The sequence below is a fragment of the Agrobacterium sp. lyk4-40-TYG-31 genome, assembly GCF_030209855.1.
In the GTDB taxonomy this organism is placed as follows: domain Bacteria; phylum Pseudomonadota; class Alphaproteobacteria; order Rhizobiales; family Rhizobiaceae; genus Agrobacterium; species Agrobacterium vaccinii.
In genome coordinates this window covers 349,700-372,566 of record NZ_JARVRE010000004.1, presented here as the reverse complement: position 1 = coordinate 372,566, position 22,867 = coordinate 349,700, and the positions used below count along the sequence as shown (strand labels likewise).

23 protein-coding genes are annotated in these 22,867 nt (G+C 57.0%); 12 read left to right on the top strand and 11 right to left on the bottom strand.

Translation table 11 applies throughout. The features are described 5' to 3' along the window. Nucleotides 1-63: 63 nt before the first annotated feature. Both QRN55_RS07045 and QRN55_RS07040 read left to right on the top strand, forming a co-directional pair. Nucleotides 64-3,456 carry a hybrid sensor histidine kinase/response regulator gene (locus QRN55_RS07045; RefSeq protein WP_284775956.1) on the top strand — a complete coding sequence of 1,131 codons (3,393 nt, stop codon included), beginning with the start codon at nt 64-66 and terminating at the stop codon, nt 3,454-3,456. Then, on the top strand, nt 3,453-4,379 hold the full coding sequence (locus tag QRN55_RS07040) for a response regulator transcription factor (RefSeq protein WP_284775954.1): 927 nt from the start codon (nt 3,453-3,455) through the stop codon (nt 4,377-4,379). Before QRN55_RS07045 ends, QRN55_RS07040 begins: the two co-directional genes overlap by 4 nt. A 50-nt stretch (nt 4,380-4,429) precedes the next feature. Here the strand turns inward: QRN55_RS07040 and QRN55_RS07035 are convergent, their stop codons facing one another. After that, nucleotides 4,430-4,660 (bottom strand): hypothetical protein, encoded by a 231-nt coding sequence (locus QRN55_RS07035; RefSeq protein WP_112498519.1) that lies wholly within the window; start codon nt 4,658-4,660, stop codon nt 4,430-4,432. 125 nt (nt 4,661-4,785) lie between these two features. Between QRN55_RS07035 and QRN55_RS07030 the strand changes: the two genes are divergently transcribed. Next, nucleotides 4,786-5,346, top strand: coding sequence for an AAA family ATPase (locus QRN55_RS07030; protein ID WP_284775951.1), 561 nt, complete (start codon nt 4,786-4,788; stop codon nt 5,344-5,346). Here the strand turns inward: QRN55_RS07030 and QRN55_RS07025 are convergent. From QRN55_RS07025 to QRN55_RS06995, 7 genes are all read right to left on the bottom strand, one after another. Continuing rightward, the gene (locus QRN55_RS07025; RefSeq protein ID WP_284775949.1) at nt 5,330-6,046 is read right to left on the bottom strand and encodes a polysaccharide deacetylase family protein; all 717 of its coding nucleotides are present in this window, start codon (nt 6,044-6,046) and stop codon (nt 5,330-5,332) included. The two genes, QRN55_RS07030 and QRN55_RS07025, sit on opposite strands and share 17 nt — an antisense overlap. A gap of 142 nt (nt 6,047-6,188) precedes the next feature. Further along, complete coding sequence (locus QRN55_RS07020) at nt 6,189-7,307, bottom strand: branched-chain amino acid ABC transporter substrate-binding protein (protein WP_111837684.1); 1,119 nt, start codon at nt 7,305-7,307, stop codon at nt 6,189-6,191. Between the two features lie 116 nt (nt 7,308-7,423). Further along, complete coding sequence (locus QRN55_RS07015) at nt 7,424-7,777, bottom strand: DUF6867 family protein (RefSeq protein ID WP_111837683.1); 354 nt, start codon at nt 7,775-7,777, stop codon at nt 7,424-7,426. 154 nt (nt 7,778-7,931) lie between these two features. Further along, a complete protein-coding gene (locus QRN55_RS07010; protein ID WP_284775945.1) occupies nt 7,932-8,660 on the bottom strand; it encodes an ABC transporter ATP-binding protein in 729 nt (242 codons plus the stop codon). After that, nucleotides 8,660-9,523 carry an ABC transporter ATP-binding protein gene (locus QRN55_RS07005; protein ID WP_111837681.1) on the bottom strand — a complete coding sequence of 288 codons (864 nt, stop codon included), beginning with the start codon at nt 9,521-9,523 and terminating at the stop codon, nt 8,660-8,662. Before QRN55_RS07005 ends, QRN55_RS07010 begins: the two co-directional genes overlap by 1 nt. Beyond that, nucleotides 9,523-10,920, bottom strand: coding sequence for a high-affinity branched-chain amino acid ABC transporter permease LivM (livM, locus tag QRN55_RS07000; RefSeq protein ID WP_284775943.1), 1,398 nt, complete (start codon nt 10,918-10,920; stop codon nt 9,523-9,525). Before livM ends, QRN55_RS07005 begins: the two co-directional genes overlap by 1 nt. Before the next feature lie 4 nt (nt 10,921-10,924). Next, a complete protein-coding gene (locus QRN55_RS06995; RefSeq protein WP_111837679.1) occupies nt 10,925-11,827 on the bottom strand; it encodes a branched-chain amino acid ABC transporter permease in 903 nt (300 codons plus the stop codon). Between the two features lie 359 nt (nt 11,828-12,186). On the opposite strand from QRN55_RS06995, the gene cysQ reads away from it, so the two are divergent. The 3 genes from cysQ to sciP all read left to right on the top strand — a co-directional run bounded on the left by cysQ (nt 12,187) and on the right by sciP (nt 14,703). Then, the gene (gene cysQ, locus QRN55_RS06990) at nt 12,187-12,960 is read left to right on the top strand and encodes a 3'(2'),5'-bisphosphate nucleotidase CysQ (RefSeq protein WP_284775942.1); all 774 of its coding nucleotides are present in this window, start codon (nt 12,187-12,189) and stop codon (nt 12,958-12,960) included. Between the two features lie 91 nt (nt 12,961-13,051). Continuing rightward, on the top strand, nt 13,052-14,092 hold the full coding sequence (locus tag QRN55_RS06985) for a DUF2793 domain-containing protein (protein ID WP_284775941.1): 1,041 nt from the start codon (nt 13,052-13,054) through the stop codon (nt 14,090-14,092). Nucleotides 14,093-14,427: 335 nt separating this feature from the next. Then, entirely contained in the window at nt 14,428-14,703 is a 276-nt protein-coding gene (gene sciP / locus QRN55_RS06980) for a CtrA inhibitor SciP (RefSeq protein ID WP_027675777.1), read from the top strand. A 388-nt stretch (nt 14,704-15,091) separates the two neighbouring features. On the opposite strand, the gene QRN55_RS06975 is transcribed toward sciP, so the two are convergent. Then, nucleotides 15,092-15,442, bottom strand: coding sequence for a flagellar export protein FliJ (locus tag QRN55_RS06975; protein ID WP_111837676.1), 351 nt, complete (start codon nt 15,440-15,442; stop codon nt 15,092-15,094). Between the two features lie 442 nt (nt 15,443-15,884). Between QRN55_RS06975 and ctrA the strand changes: the two genes are divergently transcribed. Continuing rightward, on the top strand, nt 15,885-16,589 hold the full coding sequence (ctrA, locus tag QRN55_RS06970) for a response regulator transcription factor CtrA (RefSeq protein ID WP_003491823.1): 705 nt from the start codon (nt 15,885-15,887) through the stop codon (nt 16,587-16,589). Nucleotides 16,590-16,754: 165 nt separating this feature from the next. Continuing rightward, nucleotides 16,755-17,210: a GNAT family N-acetyltransferase gene (locus tag QRN55_RS06965; protein WP_284775940.1), complete on the top strand. Its 456-nt coding sequence runs from the start codon at nt 16,755-16,757 to the stop codon at nt 17,208-17,210. A 68-nt stretch (nt 17,211-17,278) separates the two neighbouring features. On the opposite strand, the gene chpT is transcribed toward QRN55_RS06965, so the two are convergent. Beyond that, nucleotides 17,279-17,929 (bottom strand): histidine phosphotransferase ChpT, encoded by a 651-nt coding sequence (chpT, locus tag QRN55_RS06960; RefSeq protein WP_284775939.1) that lies wholly within the window; start codon nt 17,927-17,929, stop codon nt 17,279-17,281. Nucleotides 17,930-18,077: 148 nt separating this feature from the next. Here chpT and QRN55_RS06955 point away from each other — a divergent pair, with 148 nt between their 5' ends. From QRN55_RS06955 to QRN55_RS06945, 3 genes are all read left to right on the top strand, one after another. Beyond that, nucleotides 18,078-18,674 carry a DUF1134 domain-containing protein gene (locus QRN55_RS06955; RefSeq protein WP_162694354.1) on the top strand — a complete coding sequence of 199 codons (597 nt, stop codon included), beginning with the start codon at nt 18,078-18,080 and terminating at the stop codon, nt 18,672-18,674. A gap of 165 nt (nt 18,675-18,839) precedes the next feature. After that, nucleotides 18,840-19,949 carry a coiled-coil domain-containing protein gene (locus QRN55_RS06950; protein ID WP_284775938.1) on the top strand — a complete coding sequence of 370 codons (1,110 nt, stop codon included), beginning with the start codon at nt 18,840-18,842 and terminating at the stop codon, nt 19,947-19,949. 202 nt (nt 19,950-20,151) lie between these two features. Then, on the top strand, nt 20,152-20,391 hold the full coding sequence (locus tag QRN55_RS06945; RefSeq protein WP_233121792.1) for a hypothetical protein: 240 nt from the start codon (nt 20,152-20,154) through the stop codon (nt 20,389-20,391). A 39-nt stretch (nt 20,392-20,430) separates the two neighbouring features. Here QRN55_RS06945 and QRN55_RS06940 read toward each other — a convergent pair whose 3' ends face one another. After that, the gene (locus QRN55_RS06940) at nt 20,431-21,318 is read right to left on the bottom strand and encodes a DMT family transporter (RefSeq protein WP_284775937.1); all 888 of its coding nucleotides are present in this window, start codon (nt 21,316-21,318) and stop codon (nt 20,431-20,433) included. A 223-nt stretch (nt 21,319-21,541) separates the two neighbouring features. Between QRN55_RS06940 and QRN55_RS06935 the strand changes: the two genes are divergently transcribed. Beyond that, entirely contained in the window at nt 21,542-22,840 is a 1,299-nt protein-coding gene (locus QRN55_RS06935; protein WP_233135157.1) for an adenylosuccinate synthase, read from the top strand. Nucleotides 22,841-22,867: the final 27 nt, after the last annotated feature.

Sequence of the window (22,867 nt, the reverse complement as noted above, 5' to 3'; positions counted from 1 at the left end):
CCATTTTTCCGTCTGCCCTCGGTCGCAGACCTCAGACCGTTTCGGAGGCTATGGAAAACCGGCATGGCCGCAAGGCAACGCATCATCCCCGTCAGGCGCGAATATAACCGTTGGGTCGCCAACCAGACGCTGGAAGATTACGCGCTGCGCTTTACCGCCAAAAGCGCCCGACAGTTTTCCTCAAGCCGCATTTCCCACACCGCCATCGGCGCGATTTCGTTTCTGGCACTGGAAGCCATCGGCGGCGCGATTACCCTCTCCTACGGCACGACGAACGCGTTTTTTGCCATACTCGTCGCCGCCACCGTCATGCTCGCCGTGGGCATTCCCATCAGTCGCTATGCGATACGCTACGGAGTAGACATCGACCTTTTGACGCGTGGGGCAAGCTTCGGCTATATCGGCTCCACCATCACATCGCTCATCTATGCCGCCTTCACCTTCATGCTGTTTGCCATCGAGGCATCCATCATGTCGGGTGCTCTGGAACTGGCGCTCGGCATACCCCTGTGGATCGGCTACATCATCTCAGCCATCATGGTCATTCCGCTGGTTACCCATGGTGTGCGGCTCATTAGCCGATTCCAGATCATCACCCAGCCCTTCTGGATCGTCCTCAACGTCCTACCCTTCATCTTCATTGCCTTTCTGGATTGGGAAAAATTCGATCTATGGCGCGCTTTCGCGGGCATCCACCACGCCTCCGGCCCGCCCGGCACCGTTGCGGATTTCAATCTGGTCGAGTTCGGGGCTGCCTCTGCCGTCATTCTGGCGCTGATGTCGCAGATCGGTGAGCAGGTAGATTTCCTTCGCTTCCTGCCCGCCGATGGCAAGCTGAAGCTGCGGCATCGCTTTGCCGTGTTTCTCGCGGGCGCCGGTTGGGTGCTGGTGGGCGTGCCAAAACTTCTGGCGGGCTCTTTCCTCGTGGTGCTGACCTTCAGTTCCGGCGTATCGGTGGACCGCGCCGCCGATCCCTCGCAAATGTATCTGACAGCCTTCGGCTATATGATCCCGAACCAGAATGCCGCGCTGCTGCTGATGGTGGCTTTCGTCGTCGTTTCGCAGTTGAAAATCAACGTGATGAACGCCTATGCGGGGTCCCTGGCATGGTCCAACTTCTTCTCGCGTCTAACCCACAGCCACCCGGGCCGCGTCGTCTGGCTGGTGTTCAACGTGCTGATCGCGCTGCTGCTGATGGAACTGGGCATCTACCGGCTTTTGGAAGAGACGCTCGGCATCTTCTCCATCGTCGCCATGGCGTGGCTGTGCACCATCTCAGCCGATCTCTTCATCAACAAACCACTCGGCCTTGCGCCGCCCGGCATCGAATTCAAGCGTGCGCATCTCTATGACATCAACCCCGTCGGCGTCGGCACCATGGCGCTGTCGGCCACGGTTGCGCTGACAGCGCATTTCGGCACCTTCGGTGCGCTGGCCGCTTCACTTGCACCCTACCTCACCCTCATCGTTGCCTTCACGGCATCGCCGCTCATCGCCTGGGGCACGAAGGGCAAATTCTACCTTGCGCGCAAGCCGCGGCAGAAATGGAAACTGGAAAGCAGCATTACCTGCTCCATCTGCGAGCACGACTTCGAACCAGAAGACATGGCCTGGTGCCCGGCCTATGCCGCGCCCATCTGTTCGCTCTGCTGTTCGCTGGACAGCCGCTGCCACGATATGTGCAAGCCGAAGGCCAAGCTCAACTATCAGGTGGCCACCGTCGCCCGCACCTTCCTGCCGAATGATCTGGTGGCGCGGCTTTCAAGCCGATTGGGCCGATACGCGATGTCGGCGGCGCTCGCCATCGCTGTCCTCGGCGGCACACTCGCTCTCATAGCCCATCAGGTCGGCACCGCCTCCCCTGCCACCGTCGATGTGGTCAACCGCACGATCCTCGCCGTCTTCTTCGTCTTTGCCGTCATCGCTGGAATCGTCTGCTGGTTTCTCGTGCTCGCCCATGACAGCCGTGTCGTAGCCGAGGAGGAATCCTCACGCCAGAATACGTTGCTGTTGAAGGAAATCGCTGCCCACAAGAAAACCGACGCCGCCCTGCAAAACGCCAAGGACACGGCGGAAGCCGCCAACCGCGCAAAGAGCCGCTATGTCGTGGGCTTGAGCCATGAACTGCGCACGCCGCTGAATGCCGTTCTTGGCTATGCCCAGATTCTCGAGCGCGACGAAACCATTCCCCAGCCGCGCCAGTCCGCCATCAAGGTTATCAGGCGCTCAGCAGACCACCTCTCCGGGCTGATCGACGGTCTCTTGGATATTTCCAAGATCGAGGCAGGCCGTTTGCAGGTCTACTCAAACGAAATCAATATCAAGGATTTTCTGGACCAGATCATCGATCTGTTTCAGCCACAGGCGCAGGCCAAGGGGCTGGAGCTGAAACATGAACGCAGCCGGGCCCTGCCGCAATATGTTCGCACTGATGAGAAACGCCTGCGCCAGATCCTCGTCAACCTGCTGTCCAACGCCATCAAGTTTACCGACGCAGGCACCGTCAATTTCGATGTCACCTATCGCAGTCAGGTCGCGACCTTCACCATTTCCGATACCGGGCGCGGCATTGCCGAGAAAGATTTGAGCCGCATCTATGAGCCCTTCCAGCGCGGCGAGGCCGAGAGTATCCGCCCCATGCCGGGCCTCGGCCTTGGCCTCACCATCACACAACTGCTGACCAATACGCTTGGCGGGGAAATCTCTGTTGTCAGCGAAAAGGACAAGGGTTCGACCTTCAAGGTCCGGCTGATGCTCTCGGCAGTGAACCGCCCCAACACGGCACCGGCGGCGGAAAAGACGATCGTCTCCTATTCCGGCCCGCGCCGCACCATCGTCGTCGTGGACGACAATGAAGACCACCGCGAACTCATGCGCGAGGTGCTGGGCCCGCTGGACTTCGTGGTGCTGACGGCGCAAAGCGGCCCGGAATGCCTAACACTGATCGAAGGCGTGAAGCCCGACCTCTTCCTGATCGACATCTCCATGCCCGGCATGAGCGGCTGGCAACTGGTTTCTCGCCTACGCGAGGCAGGCCAATCGGCACCTCTCATCATGCTGTCAGCCAATATCGGCGATGGCTCGGTGGCCGGTGCGGGCGAAGACAATCACAACGATGCGATTGCCAAACCCGTCGATATCCGCCGCCTGTGCGACAAGCTCGCGGTTCATCTGGGCCTTACCTGGGTGTACGAAACCGATGCCCCCGCCCCTGCTAAGCCAGCAAAAGCCGACATCACCACGCCGGGGCCGCAGCACATCAAGGATTTGCAGCAACTGGGCGAAATCGGCTACATCAGAGGCATCGAGGCAAAGCTTGCCGATCTCGCCCGCACATCGGAAAATCTGGCCTTCACGGAAGAACTGACTACCTACGTCCAGTCCTTCGACATGGCAGGCTATGCCGCCTTTCTCCGCCGTTTTGAAAACCCAGCACCCAGGGAGCGTCAGCCATGAGCGTACCGTCTGCCGCGCTAGCCAAGGATATCGTTCTCTTGGTGGATGACAGCCCGGACGCACTTGGCTTCCTCACCGATGCGCTGGAACAGTCAGGCTTTTCCGTGCTGATCGCCACATCAGGTCAATCAGCCCTCAACATCGCCGAACGCATTACGCCCGACATCATCCTTCTGGACGCCGTGATGCCGTCCATGGATGGGTTCGAGACCTGCACGCGGCTGAAATCCAACGCCGCAGTTACACAGGTTCCGGTCATCTTCATGACAGGGCTGACCGAAACGGAGCATGTGGTGCGGGCACTGGAGGCCGGTGGTGTCGATTATCTGACCAAGCCGATCAATATCGATGAGTTGCGTGCGCGCATTCGCGTTCACCTGTCCAACGCCCGTTCCGCCCAAAGCGCCCGCGTAGCACTGGATGCCGCGGGCCGTCATCTGTTGGCTGTGCGTGCAAACGGTGCCATCCACTGGTCGACCCCGCAGGCGACGCGGCTTGTCAATGCCGCAACGGGCCGCGACGACGGAATGGACATCGTGTCACGCCACATTGCTGATTGGCTGGAGGCGAGAGGCAAAGACGCGCTCCGCGAGATACCACTCACCATAGAGCAACCCGACCGCGCCACGCTGCAACTCACATTTCTGGGCGCCATGGGGCCGGACGAACATCTATTTCGCCTGACCGCAGCCAACGACAAATCCGCCGATGCGATGCTGCGCCAGCATTTCGCGCTGACCGTCAGGGAATCGGAAGTGTTGCTCTGGATCGCCAAGGGCAAATCCAACCGCGATATCGGTGACATACTGGGGCTTTCAGCCCGCACCGTGAACAAGCATCTGGAACAGATCTACGTCAAGCTGGGCGTTGAAAACCGCGCGTCAGCCGCTGTAAAGGCCGCACATATTCTGCATGATACATAGCAAAACGGGCGCTGATGACGCGCCCGTTTAACAGACTATGGACTGCGATATTAGCGGCAGATACGCGTTTCCTTGATCACAACGCGACCGTGGTGGTGGGTGCGAACCTTCTTGACGACGCAATCGCGGGCAACGCGGTGGTGGCGCGGGCGATACTCTTCGCGCATTGGAGAGCGAACCTTCTGCGTTGTGGTCACGGTGACAGTCTCAGCGTAGGATGGTGCGGAAAAGGCGAAAACGGAGGAGACGGCAATCAGGGAAGAGATGAGAAGTGTTTTCATGTCAGGAACCTCTTGGTTGGGTTGCGAACAAACGCGTGATCGCGCCAGCGGTTCCACCCCGAAATATTAATCCTGCGTAATGTTGCCGCTTTTGAAAAACACTTTGTTACCAATAGTATAGGAGAATGAATATTAGACGCGAGACAGATAATCTGGTCATCCTTTCGGGCTGCTCCGGCGGCGGCAAATCGACCCTGCTATCAGAGCTTTCCAGACGCGGTCATGCAACCATAGAGGAGCCCGGTCGTCGCATCGTAAAGCAGGAAACAAACGGCCAGGGATCAGCCCTTCCATGGGTCGATATGGAAGCATTCGCCCGCCGCGCCGTTGCAACGTCCCTTACGGATCGCGAACAAGCGCCTGACACGGGCTGGGTGTTTTTCGATCGGGGCCTGATAGACGCAGCCTCGGCTCTTCATGCCGTCTGTGAGGATAGGCTGCTGTACGAACTGAAGAACAGTCACCGCTACAACCCCCTCGTTTTCCTGACGCCGCCATGGCCCGAAATCTACGTTTCCGATGGCGAGCGGCAGCACGATTTCACAGCCGCGATCGAAGAGTATGAGCGCCTGCTTCGCGACTATGCCGATCTCGATTATGAAACGATCGTCCTAGGGAAAATGAGCGTTGTTGAACGCGCCGATTTCGTTTTGAGCCGTCTCGGTGGACCTAGCGGTTCTCGATAAGCTTCGACACCGTGACGAATTCGAAGCCGCGTTGACGCAAGCCATCGATGATCAACGGTAGCGCCTGTCGAGACACTTCGCGGCTGCGATACATCACATGCATGATGATAATCGAGCCATTACTGGCATTATCAATGACGTATTTCGCCAATGCATCGGGATTGTCCGCAACCTCGGGGTAAGATTCAGGCTCCACATCCCACATGATGGTTTTTCGGTCATGTTGCGAAAGATACCAAGGCAAGGTCAGGAGCTTCTTGCCGTAGGGCGGACGAAACAGGATTTCACCCTGATATCCCGCCGCGCGGATGGCCGCATCAGTCCGCTCGATCTCGTCTTTTACACTGGCCGGTCCCATCCAGGCCATGTTGGAGTGGCTGTAGGAGTGATTGCCGATCTCGTGGCCCGCCTCTGCAATGAGCCGTGCCTGCGGCAGATTTTCAGCTGTTTCCTTGCCGATCAGAAAAAACGTCGCTTTCACGTCGCGGTCTTTGAGGACGGTCAAGACATCCTTCGTAAACCGTGCGGAAGGACCATCGTCGAATGTAAGTGCTACGACGGGCTTATCCGTTTCGACGCGCGCAATGATGTCGCCGAATAACTGCGTCGTACGAGAGTTGCTGTAGACATGGAGCGAGACGATCGCCGTCAGAAGAACGGCAAGGATGCCGCAGCCGATCACAACACGCCGTATCGTCATTGCTATCCCTAATTGCAATATTCAGATGACGATGTTGTTGCCCGTCTTGTTGGCTCCATTGTGGCGATGCCATGACAGGGCGCCTATTAACGAAAAAAGCCCGGCATCGCTGCCGGGCTTTCTTTTTCTAATCCGATAAGGCTCAGGTGCCCTGCTGGAAGTAGCTGTACTTGCCGTCTGGGCCCTTCTTCCACTCGTACATGACGTAGCCTGGAAGCTTCGGGTCACCCTTTTCGTCGAAGGAGAGTTCACCGAGAACGGTGGAGAACTTGCCCTTCTTCATGGCTTCGGCAACTTTTTCTGCGTCGAGCGAGCCTGCGTCTTTGGCGGCAGCAGCGATGGTCTGCACGGCAGCGTAGGAGTAGAGCGTGTAAGCTTCAGGGTTGAAGCCAGCAGCCTTGAACTTCGCGACGAGGTCCTTGTTGGCTGGGTTGATGGTTGGATCAGGGCCGAACGTGTTCAGCGTGCCTTCGACAGCATCACCTGCGATGGAAGCCAGTTCGTTGGAGACGATACCGTCACCCGAAACGAGCTTGGCCTTGAGACCCTGATCAGCTGCCTGGCGGATGATGAGACCGGCTTCGGTGTGGAGACCACCCCAATAGATGACAGATACGCCAGCTTCCTTCATCTTGGCGATGAGGGCCGAGAAGTCCTTATCGCCGACGTTAACGCCTTCGTAGATGGCTTCTTTCACGCCAGCAGCGTTGGCAGCCTTCTTGGTTTCATCGGCAAGACCCTGACCGTAAGGTGTCTTGTCGTGAATAATCGCGACTTTTGCGTCCTTGAAGTGGTCAGCCAGATACTTGCCGGCGATGCCGCCCTGCTGGTCGTCACGACCGCAGGTGCGGAATGTGTTCCACAGGCCGCGCTCGGTGAAGACAGGGTTCGTTGCAGCAGGCGTGATTTCGAGGATGCCGTTTTCTGCGTAGACTTCGGACGCCGGAATGGAAACGCCGGAGTTGAAGTGACCGACGACGAACTTTACGCCGTCAGCAACGAACTTGTTGGCAACCGAGATGCCCTGCTTGGGGTCGGACACGTCATCGCCCAGAACGATCTTGATCTGTTCGCCGTTGATGCCGCCTGCAGCGTTGATGTCTGCCGCAGCCTGCTCAGCGCCCTTCTGGAGCTGTGCGCCAAATGCCGCGTTCGGGCCGGTCAGCGGGCCGCCGACGCCGACGAGAATGTCAGCCCAGGCAGATCCACTGAAGGCGACCATTGCGGTCAGCGCAACTGCGGAAAGAAGAGACTTCTTCATTATATTACTCCCAGTTCCATTGGTTGGGTTGATTATCCCTGCCTGCTCAGCACCCACCTTAACTGCTCAGGCTGTTCCACTCTTGCGCGCATTCTGAGTTCAGAAAAACGTCGCTGTCAATCTTTCTTCTTGTAAGAAAATGCTGAAGTACGGTCATACAGCCAATAGTACTTATCGACCATCTGACTGGTACGGCGCATGCGAAATCCGACCGTCGCAAAAGCGAGCAGCAGAACGACATCGGTCACGTAATAAAACGCATCCAGCATGGGTCCGGCAAAAAGCGCGTAGTGCAAAAAGCGCATCACGACACCCAGAAGCAGGGTGTACAAAACCACCTTCGGATAGTCTTCCCAGCCATCGGCCACGGACTTGCCCGTGCGCCAGGCCGTCCAGAAACCCAAGAGCACCACGAGCCCGCGCAAAACGTAGCGAACGCCGCTGTCACTTTCGAAAAAAAGTCCCTGCATCTTTTTCCCCATCAGGGTTCATTGGACCAGCCGCAGAACCTGCCTTGATATTGCGCCCGCCGTTTGCCGCCGGGCTTTATTGTTATGTTGAACCCGGAGCCGCACGACGACGCACAGACCCGGTTATCGACGCCCGCTCGCGCGGGCGCAGACATTAGTGGCGACCGCCTTCGAGATAAGCAGCACGAACTTCGGGATTGGCCAGAAGCTCCTTGCCGGAACCGCTCATGGTCACCTTGCCGTTGACCATGACGTAAGCCCGGTCCGAAAGCTTCAACGCGGCGAAAGCGTTCTGCTCGACGAGGAAGACGGTGAGCCCTTCTTCCTTGTTCAGCGTCTTGATCGCTTCGAAGATACTCTTGACGATCAGCGGCGCCAGACCCAGCGATGGCTCATCGAGCAGCAGCAGCTTGGGACGCGACATCAGCGCGCGACCGATGGAGAGCATTTGCTGCTCGCCGCCCGAAAGTGTGCCGCCACGCTGGCTCTGACGCTCTTTCAAACGCGGGAACATGACGAAAACCTTTTCGACATCTTCCTTGAAGTATTTGAGGTTATCGAGATTGGCACCCATCTGGAGGTTTTCCAGAACCGTCATGCGCGGGAAAATGCGACGACCCTCGGGCGACTGCGCGATGCGGCGGCGGGCGATGAGATGCGTCGGCACCTGGGTGATGTCTTCGCCATCGAAAATCACCGAGCCGGTGCGCGCCTGCGGACTGCCGCAAATCGTCATCATCAATGTCGATTTGCCGGCACCGTTGGCGCCGATGAGGCTGACGATTTCGCCCTTGTTCACCTCGACATCGACGCCAGCCAATGCGCGAATATTACCGTAATAGGTTTCGACACCCTGGACTTTGAGAAGGGGTTCACCGGACATCAGATTGTCCCCCCAAGTTCTTCTGCAATCACTTCTTCCACTTCATCATCCTCGACACCCAGATAGGCGGCGATGACCTTCGGGTCGTTCTTCACGTGGTCAGGCGTACCATCGGAAATCTTCTGGCCATATTCGAGAACGACGACGTGGTCGGAGATTTCCATGACCACCGACATGTCGTGTTCGATCAGCAGTAGAGACGTTCCGTCAGCACGAATGCCGCGCAGCAGATTGTTGAGCGCCAGCGATTCCTTCGGGTTGAGGCCCGCCGCCGGCTCGTCGAGGCACAGCAATTCCGGCTCCGTGCACATGGCGCGGGCAATTTCCAGACGGCGCTGCGCACCATAGGGAAGATCACCCGCCGGGTCGTCGGCACGATCCGTCAGATCGGCCTTGTCGAGCCAGTACTTGGCCTTATCGATGGCTGCGGCTGCCGCCTTGCTGTAGGTCGGCAGACCGAGAAGGCCCAGAATGGTGTAGCCGGATGCCTTCATCAGCGCGTTGTGCTGGGCAACCAGCAGGTTTTCCAGAACTGTCAGACCCGAAAACAACCGGATGTTCTGGAAGGTACGCGCAACCTTGGCCTTCTTGGTGATCTCGAAATCCGGCAGACGTTCGAGCAGATGCTCCTCGCCGGTTTTGCGCCGCATGGTGATCATGCCCATGGTCGGCTTGTAGAAGCCGGTAATGCAGTTGAAGACGGTCGTCTTGCCTGCGCCATTGGGGCCGATCAGCGCGGTGATCTCACCGCGCTTGGCTTCGAAGGAGAAGTCGTTGATGGCCATCAGACCACCGAACTTCATGGAGAGATGCTCGACTTTGAGGATCGTGTCTTTTGTCATTTCACTGTTACCGGAAACCATCAGCCGTGACCTTCCTTAGTGAAGCTGCCGGATACGGTCTTGCGCTCCTTGAGGAAGGCCGTGGGCTCACGAGAGCCGACGAAGCCGCGGGGTTTGAACAGCATGACGATAACCATCGCCAGGCCGAACAGCAGCATGCGGTAGAGTTCCGGCGTGAACTCGGGGCCAAAGACGTGCTTGAGGAATTCCATCTCGCGCAACAGTTCCGTGCCACCGACCATGACGACAGCCGCAACCGCGATACCCGTCAGCGAACCCATGCCGCCTAGAACCACGATGGCGAGGATGACAGCCGATTCGAGGAACACGAAGCTCTCAGGCGAGACGAAACCCTGACGTGCCGCAAAGAACGAGCCCGCAAAACCGCCGAACATGGCACCCGTTGCAAAGGCGGTCAGCTTGGTCTTGACTGTATCGATACCGAGCGAGCGGCAGGCGATTTCGTCTTCACGCAGCGCTTCCCACGCACGACCAATCGGCATTCGGCGCAGCTTGATCGTCACATAGGCGGTCAGCATGCACAGTAGCAGAATGACGTAGAACAGAAAGATTTTGTAATAGGCCGACGACATGGGCAGGCCGAAGGACTTGGCGAAGTTGTTTGGCGCACCGACATCGAAGGACCAGATACCGAAGATGGATGCCTTGGCGATACCGGAAATACCGAAGGTCCCCTTGGTGACTTCGGTCCAGTTCAACAGCACAAGACGAATGATTTCGCCGAATGCGAGCGTCACAATGGCAAGATAATCGCCGCGCAGACGCAGAACCGGGAAGCCGAGAATGATGCCCCAGAACGCGGCAAGGATACCGGCCATGGGCAACAAGACCCAGAAAGACAGGCCGAAATAGCTGGATAGCAACGCGTAGGAGTAAGCACCCACGGCGTAAAAAGCGACATAGCCGAGATCGAGCAGGCCAGCGAGACCCACCACGATGTTCAGGCCCCAGGCCAGCATAACATAGATGAGGATCTGGATGCCGAAGTTATCGACTAGTTTCAGCGAGCCCTGAACACCGAATAGGCCTACGGCGATTGCCGGGTAGATGACGAGGAAAACCAACGCAAGCTTCAGAAAATGCTTGTGAAAGAAGCCCTTGTTTTCGGAAATTTCCAGCAGGCCGCTTTTGGCTTTCGCCAGCTTGCGGTGGTCAAGATGCGGCTTGATAAAACCAACGATCAGGAAGCGGCCAACGGCGGCAATGGCAACGAATATCGCCAGCAGGCCCCAGCGCGTGCCCCAGATCAACTGGTTGTTGATGTCCTGATAGGTCACGACACCGATGTAAAGAATGAACATTCCAAACGAGACGAAGCCCGCGAAGATGCCCTCTTTCAAGGCCTGCGCCATCAGGCTCGGGCCAGAGGTTTCGTTTTCGGAAACAGTGTTTGCCATGATCTTAAACCTTCTCGACTTCCGGACGGCCCAGAATACCGGTCGGCTTGAAAATCAGCACGAAGGCAAGAATTCCGAAGGCGGCAACGTCCTTGTAGGCGATGGAGAAATAGGCCGACCACAGGCTTTCGATGAGGCCGATCAGCAAACCACCCAACACGGCGCCCGGCAGCGAGCCGATACCGCCGAGAACAGCCGCGGTAAAGGCCTTCACACCCGGAATGAAGCCGTCGTTGAAGGAGGCAACGCCGTAATACATCAGGTACATGGTACCCGCCACGGCAGCGAGCGCTGCACCCATGACGAAGGTGATGGAAATCGTGCGGTCAACATCCACACCCAGAAGGGCCGCCATCTTGCGGTCCTGCTCGGTTGCGCGCTGTGCACGGCCAAGCGGCGTCTTGTTGACGATATACCAGAAGGCGAACAGCAGAACCGAGGTGATGGCCACGATGATGAGCTGCTTGAGCGAAATGGTGATTGCGCCGAAATGATAGGTTTCGGTCACCAGCGTCGGGATCGGCTTGTTGCGCGGGCCCTGGGTGACCTGAATGAAGTTGGACAATGCAATCGACATACCGATGGCGGTGATCAGTGGCGCGAGGCGGAACGAGCCGCGCAGCGGACGATAGGCCACACGCTCGATCGCCCAGTTCCACAATCCGGTCATCAGCATGGCAACGACCATCATGACCAGAAGCAGAATTGCGACCGGAATACCGGCGAAAAACGTCGTGAGAATAAGAAAAACGATCAGGGCAGCGAAGCCGCCAAGCATGAAAATATCGCCGTGGGCGAAGTTGATCATGCCGATGATGCCGTAAACCATCGTATAGCCAATAGCGATAAGGCCATAGATCGATCCAAGAGTCAGCCCGTTTATGAGCTGCTGGATAAAATACTCCATATCTTTCCCCCGGACCCGCTCTCATAAGGAACAGGTCTCGTTTATGTTGATTCCGGGGGCTGCATTATCTGTCCCCCTTGGTTAAAACCCATATCGCGTTCGGACGAAATGTGAAGTCAAAAATCTGTAAAACAGCTTTTTATTTGGTATTTCCCCATGGAATGGCGCAGCAAGCCTCACAAAGGTCAGAATTTTGGCAACCGCTGCCGTAAAAAGCGGCTCATAATCACGCAAAACTTGCTGCGACAGCGAATATTACCCATCACTTGCGCATGATGCACCGCGTTGTAAATTACTTGACGAAAGCTTATGTCGTCTCTGCCGGAGATTGCATCCGGCGAGCGCCAAAAGGGACTTCGATGCTCGACATATTAACAGCCGCGACCTTGAGAGCTGGCAGAGAGATCATGTCGGTCCATGCCGCAGGTCCGCATGTCACCTATAAAAACGACTGTTCGCCGGTCACCGAAGCCGACCAGAGAGCCGAAGACGTTATCCTGGAAGCGCTGGCGCAGCATTTCCCGGACATTCCCGTCATTGCCGAAGAAGCTGCTGCCAACGGCATCGTGCCCAAAGCGCATGACGAATTCTTTCTGGTCGATCCGCTGGATGGCACCAAGGAATTCATCTCCGGTAAGCAGGATTTCACCGTCAACATCGCCCTCGTGCGTGATGGAACGCCGGTGCTGGGGGTCGTTTACGCTCCGGCACTGAAGGTGCTGTGGACAGGTGATGGCAACGTTGCCTGCAAGGTTCAGATATCCGAAGACTTCGAGCAGATCGATGTCCGCAAGGTGCGCTGCCGCGCCAAGCCGACCATCCCCATCGCCGTCATCAGCCGCTCGCACTGTACGCCGAAGACGGAAGCCTTCGTGGCAGAGCATGGATTGATCGACAGTATCTCCATCGGCTCTTCGTTGAAGTTCTGCATGCTGGCGGAAGGCGCTGCCGACGTGTATCCGCGCTTCAGCCGCACCATGATGTGGGATACGGCAGCAGGTGACGCGGTGCTGCGCGCAGCCGGTGGCATCACGCTGGATATGGCCGGTCTGCCGCTGCGATACGAGGTGCTGGATGGCGACGAAGACGCCCTGGCCAACCCCGATTTCATTGCCTGGGGTGCAGCTCCCTAAGTGGCCTCAATCTTTTTAAAATATTTTTTGATTTTTTTCTCAATGGTCCTCCGCGTGGCCGCAAAATCTCCAGCGCAACGGAGATCGACCCATGACGGAACAGACGACGAGACTTGAACTTCCCTATATTCTGCCCTCGCAGGCGCAGAAACACGTTACCCATAATGAGGCGCTGCAAAGGCTCGATGCCATTACCCAACTGGTGATCCGCAGCGAGGCCAGTACCCCGCCACAGACGCCGGATGAAGGCGACTGCTTTCTAATATCGGCATCCCCCACCGGTGATTGGGCGGGCAAAAGCGGCAAACTGGCGTTCCGGCAGGATGCCGGGTGGCTTTACATCTCCCCGCGCGAAGGCTGGCAGGCATGGTTTGCCGATTCCGGTCGCCTGAAAGCGCTACAGAATGGCCAGTGGCAGGCCCTCCCCCTGCCCGATAGTGCAAGCTTTCAGCAACTCGGCATCAACGCCACGGCTGACGCATCGAACCGGCTTGCCGTCTCGTCCCCCGCCAGCCTTTTCACCCATGCGTCCACCGGCGGTGGGCACCAAGTGAAGGTCAACAAGGCAACAGCGCCAGAGACCGCCTCACTGCTGTTTCAATCCGGCTGGAGCGGACGTGCGGAGATGGGACTGGCTGGCAATGACAGCTTCTCCATCAAGACTAGCGGCGACGGCAGCAAATGGACGACGGCGCTGAGCATTTCCGGGGAAGGTCACGTCTCCATGCCTGCACGGCCTGTAGCACGCGCCGGGCGCGCCGCAGGCAATGTTGCCCACGCGGCGGGCTCCGCCTCCGGCTTCACCGACCTTCCCGTTCAGCAGGGCGGCTTTGCGCTCGGCAATGTCGTCGCAGATACGTTGAAGGAATTGCGGGTGCCGGTGACGGGTCTTTACACGGTCACCCTGACGCTTGCCGTGATCTCCTCGTCGGGGCACAGCGTGACAGTAAGGATCAACAGCGCGGCAAGCTCCTTTGCGGTCAACGGCACGACATCGGCGGCCAACAACCTGCAATCGGCAAGCTTCACAATTGCGCTCAACGCAAACGACCGCCTGTCGCTGGGTCATACCGGCACATGCCAGTTAGCATACGGAGCGGGAAAAACCGAGTTGTCGCTGACGATGCTTTAAACAGCTAGCCACCACGCCCTGTCGCCGCGTCGAAAGACCGGCGGCAGGAACGCTACCGGAGAGAGTGAAAAAAGCACGATGAGGAGGCCTCAAGTCGCTGCCTGCCAGTCGAACGCGAATATTATGAAATTCAGATATGACTTTATTTCACAAAAACTGGCACAAAAAACGACAAAAGCATTTTTTCTTTACCCGCAGGAATCCAGCAAAGCTCGAACAAATCAGGCGAAACCATTCAAATTCTTAACAAATTGTCTCTGACTGCTTAGGTAATTTTTAAAGGTACGGCCCTAGAGTGCATCTGCATATGGTCTTGAGTTTGTGTAGAGTGTCCAATGACCGAAATGATACGCCCACGAGTTAAATATGTCATCGGCCCCGATGGCAGCCCTCTTACGATTGCCGACTTGCCCCCTGCGGACACGCGCCGCTGGGTCATTCGTCGAAAGGCAGAGGTTGTCGCCGCGGTACGAGGAGGACTATTGAGCCTCGAGGAAGCCTGCGAACGTTACACACTGACAGTTGAGGAGTTCCTCTCCTGGCAGTCTTCTATCAGTGACCACGGCCTTGCCGGTCTGCGCACCACGCGTATCCAGCAATACCGCCACTAGTTTAAGCCTTCCCCTCAAAGGGAAAGCATCTACAAAATGAAGCGTCACCCTTCTCCAATCTCGGGGAAGAGTGGCGCTGATTTGTTTGGCCCGGCAAAAAATGCACCATGGTTCTGATCAGAACCAGTTGCTCGCGCGGGTGATTTTTGGCGCAACGCCCAACTCCCCCAAATTGCTCATTAACACCCCATCATCCTGAGAACATCACTGCTTTTCATCGCATAAAAAAACCGCCCGGAGATCGAGCGGTTTTTTGGTTTTGAAACCTGTCTGCCAAGTCATCAAGAAGATTGGCACCCGACGACGAGACATGACGTCACGTCATTGAAAGCAGCCTCCTGATCCACAGGCCACCGTCAATGAGGACGTTTCGTTTCTTCGTAACGGTTCAGGCTCGAGCGCGAATCGCCACGTCGCGATTTTCAAGAGCGGATGCTCTTTCGAACTCGGCCTGCACTTCTTCCAGCACCGTTTCGGCTGCTTCTTCCTGCATCTTCAGTTCACGAATGGAAACCTGAAGATTATCCGCGCGCTGGCGAGCAGCTTTCGCGAATGTCGGATAGGCAAAGTGCGTCGGATCGGTAATGCCCGATTTGCTCTCCTCCAGAGAAATCTGATGGACCAACTCCTTGGCCATTCGTTCGAATTCGGACATCATCATCTGCAATTGCTGCAACTGACGACGTTTTTCGTTGACCTGAAATTCCTTCAGGCGAACTAGGCTGTCACGCGACTTCATACGCAATACTCCGTGGATAGCGAGACCCCGGTCATAACTGGAACCGACCCTTCACTCCGGCCTGTGCCGGAATGTTCCCGAAAAGTTACTCGACGTTAATAAAAAATAGGCGTCGTTAACCTTTCGTTTACGGGCATCGTTAATGATAAGGCAGATCATTTAAAGGTCGGTAAACGCCAAGTCCGAAAAAGCGGACACGACAATGTAGGAGTCGATTGAATCACTTAACGGGATTTGTTCACGTTATGATTTAAGTTTGGTGATGCGGATTCACGTTTGATAACAGCACGCTGGAGCCATTATTTAATAAATTCTGCACACCTTGCCAAAGGTAATTAGAATTTGTTAACCATTTGGTGGCAGCCTGCAAATCAGGCAACGACTGGATCCGTATCGCGCAAAAGGCAATCATTTACCTTCCGCGGCGGCAAAGGGGATAATTATGCGGGTTCTACTAATCGAAGACGACAGCGCAACAGCTCAGAGCATTGAGCTGATGCTGAAGTCGGAAAGTTTCAATGTCTATACGACCGACCTCGGAGAGGAAGGCGTAGACCTTGGAAAACTCTACGATTACGACATCATTCTGCTCGACCTCAACCTCCCCGATATGTCGGGTTACGAGGTTCTGAGAACGCTTCGCCTGTCCAAGGTAAAGACGCCGATCCTGATTCTCTCAGGCATGGCGGGTATCGAAGACAAGGTTCGCGGCCTCGGTTTCGGCGCAGACGACTACATGACGAAGCCTTTCCACAAGGATGAGCTCGTCGCTCGCATTCACGCGATCGTTCGTCGCTCCAAGGGCCATGCTCAGTCGGTCATCTCGACAGGCGAACTGATCGTCAATCTGGATGCAAAGACGGTTGAAGTCGGCGGTCAGCGCGTTCACCTGACAGGCAAGGAATACCAGATGCTGGAGCTGCTTTCGCTCCGCAAGGGCACTACGCTCACCAAGGAAATGTTCCTCAACCACCTCTATGGCGGTATGGACGAGCCTGAACTGAAGATCATCGACGTTTTCATCTGCAAGCTGCGCAAGAAGCTCGCCAATGCTGCAGGCGGCGCGAACTACATCGAAACTGTCTGGGGCCGTGGCTACGTGCTTCGCGAGCCGGATGGCGCGACGGAATTCCTAGAGACTGCTTGATCCTACAACCAAGCATGATCCCCAAAAAAACCGCCCTCAACAGGCGGTTTTTTTCGTTTTCAGCCATGATTTTGAAGTGTACCAACTCCCGTCATTTCAGGAGCGATCGCCATGAGATTCAGAAACGTGGTTCCAGCCGATGCTTCGAGCCTAGCAGCGCTTTCAATGGAGGTCTGGGTCGGCACTTATCTGCGAAAGGGCATCAGCGGATTTTTCGCAGATTACGCGCTAGCGGAATTTACGGCAGCCAAATTTCAAGCTGTTATCGAGGCCGAAGATGATGTGCTCATCGTCTCTGAGAACGACGAAGGTATTGACGGCTTCATCCGCGTGGCGTTCGACAGCCCTTTACCCGGACCTGACGGCTTACGAACCGAAATCAAGACACTGTACGTCCAGCCGAGACATCACGGAAAAGAGATCGGCAAAGGCCTGCTGAAAGAAGCGCTTGCGGCATGTGGAGCACGCGGGTGCGGCTCGGTCTGGCTGGCGGTCAATTCAGAGAATACGGCGGCACTCGCTTTTTATCTGGCAAACGGCTTCCAATCCGTTGGCCAGACGCATTTTCGCATCGCGGACAAAGCTTATCTCAATGAAGTGATGACCCGACAGCTACCGTGATGCGGTGAGCGCAGACGCGGCGAAACAGGCCGCCAGCGGCAGCCCGTTGCATGTCTCAGAAAAACGAATCAGGCGGCTTCGACCATTTTCGCGCTGAAGACGATTCGGTCTTCGTGAACTTCATATTCGATCTTCATGCCGGATTCTTCCGCCATCAGCAGCGTGTAGTAGGGCTGGACCGAATGGGCGTCGACGGCTTCTTCTTCCGTTCCCTCGGCAAGCGCCACGAATTTCGTAGGAAGGCGCATCATGCGGCCTTTGACTGCGATTTCGAAGCGTGCATCCGTTTCAGGGTTTTCTAGCGTGATATCGACATTACCGCCGCGCGGGATGGCGCTGTAGGCGACGAGAAACAGGTTAAGCAGCAGTTTCACGCGGTTCTTGGGAACGATGGCGCGTGGGCCTGTCCAGGTGACCTCGGCCTTCTTTTCGGCAGCAGCGAAGTCCTTGGCGGCCTTTTCGGCTTCGCCCGTATCGATGGACGCACCGGCGGAGCCCGAAGCACCGAAGGCCAAACGAGCGAATTTGAGGCGCACGGATGCGTTGACTGCGGATGTGCGAATGAGATCGAGTGCGTCGGCATCCGAGCCGCCCTCGTCGAGAAGCTCCAGTCCGTTGTTGATGGCACCCACGGGAGAGATCACATCATGGCACACGCGACTGCACAGAAGCGCCGCCAGATCGGGGCCGGACAGCGTCAGATTAGGTTTGCTCGTCATAAAATTCTCTCCTGCGCAAGTCTGCGCGGACCGTGTGGAAGTTATTAAGCCATAATGACACCATATTTGGTAAACCGATTGTTAATATCATGGTTTCAAAATGCCAAATGTCTTAACAGGGCAAAACGAACGAAACAGACGGACGGAATTGACGATGCGACTTACCGAACTCCGCACCATCGCACGCCTCGGACTGGTAAAGATTTTCGTGGTACTCGCGAGCCTTTGCGTGTCTGCCGCGCATGCCTCTGCCCAGAGCAGCGACCAATATTCCATTCAGGAAATTGTTGACGCTGGCCACGGCTTCTTTGGCGAAACCACCGGCGGTCTGGCAAAGGTGGTGGAACGCGCCTTCCAGCAATACGGCCTGCCCAACGGTTATATCCTCGGTCAGGAAGGCTCCGGTGCCTTCGTCGCGGGTCTGACCTATGGCGAAGGCCAGCTTTACACCAAGAATGCCGGTCAGCACCCCGTCTTCTGGCAGGGCCCTTCGCTGGGTCTGGACTACGGCGGACAGGGCACACGCGCCATGATGCTGGTTTATAACCTCCCTGCCGTCAATTCGCTCTACCGTCGCTATGGTGGCGTCAGCGGCTCGGCCTTCATCGTAGCTGGGGTTGGCATGACCGTGCTGAAAAACAGCGACGTGACGATTGCCCCGATCAGAACAGGCATCGGCGCACGCCTTGGCATCAATGTCGGCTATCTGAAACTGACGCCGCAGCCGACATGGAATCCATTCTGATTCGCAATCGCCGTAGATTGGCGTAAAATGCCGCTTGAGGCCGCCCTTAGCGGGATAAGGCCTGGCGCAAGATTGGTGTGAGAACAATCACGCCTTGAGAATAAGCCGTAATGCTGATGACCTCGTGAAGGTTCGGCATTGCGTTTGTGAGTGGAGACGACCTGCGTGATCGAGTACGCCCTTCTTTTCGGCCTGGGTTTTCTCTCTGCCATTTTGCTCGTTTCGTTGATGGCACCTGCCATTCATCGTCGCATTGTCGTCTATACGGAGAAGCGGCTGCGCGCGACGATGCCCATCAGCCCGCAGGAAGTGCGCGCACAGAAAGACATGGCCCGCGCGCTTTACGCTGCCGAAAACGCCCGCACACGACAGGAACTGGATACCGAGCGCGAAAAGGCGCTGTCCCTGAAATTCAGGAACGACAACGCCGTAACCGATGCAAGCAAGCTTCTGGGCGAGACGCGTGACCTGAAAACGCAGCTAGAGCAGATGACGCTGGAAGCAAGCGACCTGCGCGCCAAGGCCCGCCGTCACGAAGATGCAGCCGCCCGTCTGAAGGCTGCGCTGAACGATGCGGAGGAAACGGCGCTTTCCAGAACGCAGGAAATTTCCAGCCTGACCAAACGCGTCAGCGCCATCTCGCGTGAACTCGACGATCTGAAAATTACCCTGTCCGCCCGTGAAATCGAGGTGGAGCAGGCCAAGCACAAAACGGCCTCCTGGCGCCGGGAGCGAGAAACTCTGACCAAGGAACTCGAAGAGGCCAATGCCAAGAACCGTGAAGCCGCCAACCACATGAACCGCGAGAGCCGTAAGGTCGCACGGCTGGAAGAACAACTGGCCCAGGAAGCCGCCAGAAACGCCGATCATGAGACGCTGCTGGAACGCCGTGCCCAGGAAGTGGCCCGCCTGAAAGAACGCGTGGCAGGTATCAGCGAGACAGCAGCCGTCGAGCCCATTGCGGCGGTCGCAGCGCCTATCATCCAGCTTGGCGACAAGGCGGCAACGCCAGACAGGCTTGCCCGCGAAATCGAGGATATCCGCAATCAGGGAACGGCATTGACCGAGCGCTTGCTGAACGGCAAGGGGAGCGGCAACGACGACGCCATCCGCCGCGAGATATCGCAGATTGCCGCGCGGATGATCGCGCTCACCGCTGCACAGGAAGGCGAGACATCACCGGTTCACGCCATGATCGCCGATGTGGGTGAAGATGGCGGGCGTAAAAATCTGGCCAACCGCGCCATCGACGCCATGGAGCACCTCAAGAACTGACCGTTTTCGACGTCTCAACAAAAAATCGAGATAGATCGCATTAAAAATAAAGACCGATAAAATTGTACCTATCGGCTTAAATCCCCCGCAAACAGTGCCCCGTAATGTGGTTGTCAGTGGCGCCGAACAGAGATGTCGACGCAATAACAACAAGCGAAAAGACCGGCAGCAGACCGGCCAACGCAAAAACCGGGGTATGAACATGTTCAAGAAGCTTTTTGCCGCTGCCATCTGCGGCGCTGTCATCGCCTCGATCTCCACGCATGCAGATGCAGCCGGCCCCGGTGGTTTCGCGCGCGGATTTGCCAAGGTCGAACACGAGGTGGTCACGTCAGTTGCGCCGATGACCAGCGCTGACACCATCGACATCTCGCGCCAGCAGGCCCTTTCGGCCCTCGATCAGTATTTCAAAGGCTTCGATCAGTCGCCCGACGCACGCTAAGCCCATTCACACCATCATGACTGACTTGCCGCCGGCTCCTTATGGGACCGGCGGTTTTTTTCGTTCTGCAACGGCAATACCACCCAGCGTCAGCAACAGCGCGATGATCTGATAGGGATGCAGCACCTCACCCAAAATCATCACCGATAAAAGCGTGCCGAAGACCGGAATGAGGTTGATGAACAGGCCCGCACGGTTGGGACCGATGCGCTCCACACCCAGAATGAAGCATATCTGCGCAATGAGCGAGGCAAACAGAGCGGTGTAAAGCGCGATTACCCAACCCTTCGCGTCCGGCCAGACCGCCGTTTCCTTGGCGACTTCCCACAGCATCAGGGGCGCCGACGTCACGAGCGCGCCGATAGCCGGAATGGCCATCAGCGTGCGCCAGTTGACCACGGGTTTCCAGCGCAGCATGACCGTGTAGACGGCGTAGGACAGCACCGCGAGCAGCATGATCGCATCACCGACATTCATCTGTAACTGAACCAGAGACATGAGGTCGCCGTGCGACGCCAGAAGCCCAACACCGGCAATCGTCAGGAAGAAGCCGATGATCTGTCCGGCGAAAATCCGCGTCCGAAACAGGATAAAATTCAGCGCAAAGATCACCATCGGAATGCCCGCCTGAATAACGGCAACATTGATGGCGGAGGTATATCTGAGCGCAGTGTAAAGAGCCGCATTGAAGCAGGTGTAGCCGATGGCGCCCAGAACGAAGAAATAGGGCAGCCGCTTTTTTACAACCGGCCAGTCCCGCACCAGTTGCGGCAGGGAGATCCCGAGAATGATGACCACCGCCAGCGTCCATCGCAGAAAGGTCAGCACCATGGGGCTGACATGCCCGACGGCCAGTTTTCCAGCCACGGCATTTCCGCCCCAGCACAAGGTGGCGATGATCAGGACGAGATACGCTCTTGAAGTCACGGAGATTTCAACTTTCGACTGGATGCCCAAGGCTGTTCTGCACCGCCGATTCGCGCTCTGCAAGCGCAGATGACGCGCCTGAAATGGCTTCACCGCTGAAATGCCTCGGAAAAAGCAAGGTTTCGCCGCATAAACAGGGTCGCTTTCCGCAAAACAACGCAGTATACATTCGCGGGTTTGAGTTAGGGGCGTTTTTTTGGCGCCATGAGCAGGAAAGCAAGAAATGACGAATGTCGTGGTGGTCGGCTCGCAGTGGGGCGATGAAGGCAAGGGTAAGATCGTCGACTGGCTGTCGGAGCGTGCGGACGTCGTTGTTCGCTATCAGGGTGGTCACAATGCGGGTCATACGCTTGTTATCGATGGCGTCAGCTACAAGCTGTCGCTTTTGCCTTCCGGTGTCGTGCGTCCGGGCAAGCTTGGCGTTATCGGCAACGGTGTTGTTGTCGATCCACATGCGCTGATTGCCGAAATCGGTCGTCTGGAAGCGCAGGGCGTGACCGTTACGCCTGATAATCTGCGTATTGCCGACAATGCGACCCTTATTCTCTCCCTGCACCGCGAACTGGACGGCATGCGCGAAGACGCGGCCTCCAACAGCGGCACAAAGATCGGCACAACGCGTCGCGGCATCGGCCCGGCCTATGAAGACAAGGTTGGCCGACGCGCCATCCGCGTCATGGATCTGGAAGACACCGAAGCGCTGGCCGCCAAGGTAGACCGCATTCTGACCCACCATAACGCGCTTCGTCGTGGCTTCGGTGCGCCGGAAGTCAGCCACGAAACAATCATGGAAGAATTGACGTCGGTTGCGGACCGCATCCTTCCCTTCAGCGAAACCGTTTGGCTGCTGCTGGACAAGAAGCGCCGCGCTGGCGAGCGTATTCTGTTCGAAGGCGCGCAGGGCTCGCTGCTCGACATCGACCACGGCACATATCCCTATGTGACCTCGTCCAACACTGTTGCCGGACAGGCAGCTGCCGGTTCCGGCATGGGTCCGGGCTCGCTCGGCTACATCCTCGGCATCACCAAGGCCTACACGACCCGCGTTGGCGAAGGCCCCTTCCCGACAGAACTGCACGATGAAGTCGGCCAGTTCCTGGGCGAAAAGGGCCATGAGTTCGGCACCGTCACGGGCCGCAAGCGCCGTTGCGGCTGGTTCGACGCCGCACTGGTGCGCCAGTCGGTTGCAACCAACGGCATTACCGGCATCGCGCTGACCAAACTCGACGTTCTTGACGGTCTCGAAGAGCTGAAGATTTGCGTTGGCTACAAGCTGGACGGTCAGGAAATCGATCATCTTCCGGCAAGCCAGGGCGCCCAGGCGCGGGTCGAACCTATCTATGTGACGCTGGAAGGCTGGAAAGAATCGACGGTCGGTGCCCGCAAATGGGCGGATTTGCCTGCTCAGGCTATCAAATACGTTCGTCAGGTCGAAGAGCTGATCGGCGCACCGGTTGCGCTTCTTTCTACAAGCCCTGAGCGAGATGACACAATACTTGTGACTGATCCATTTGAGGATTAATGTCCTCTGCGATCGAGTTTCATAAAC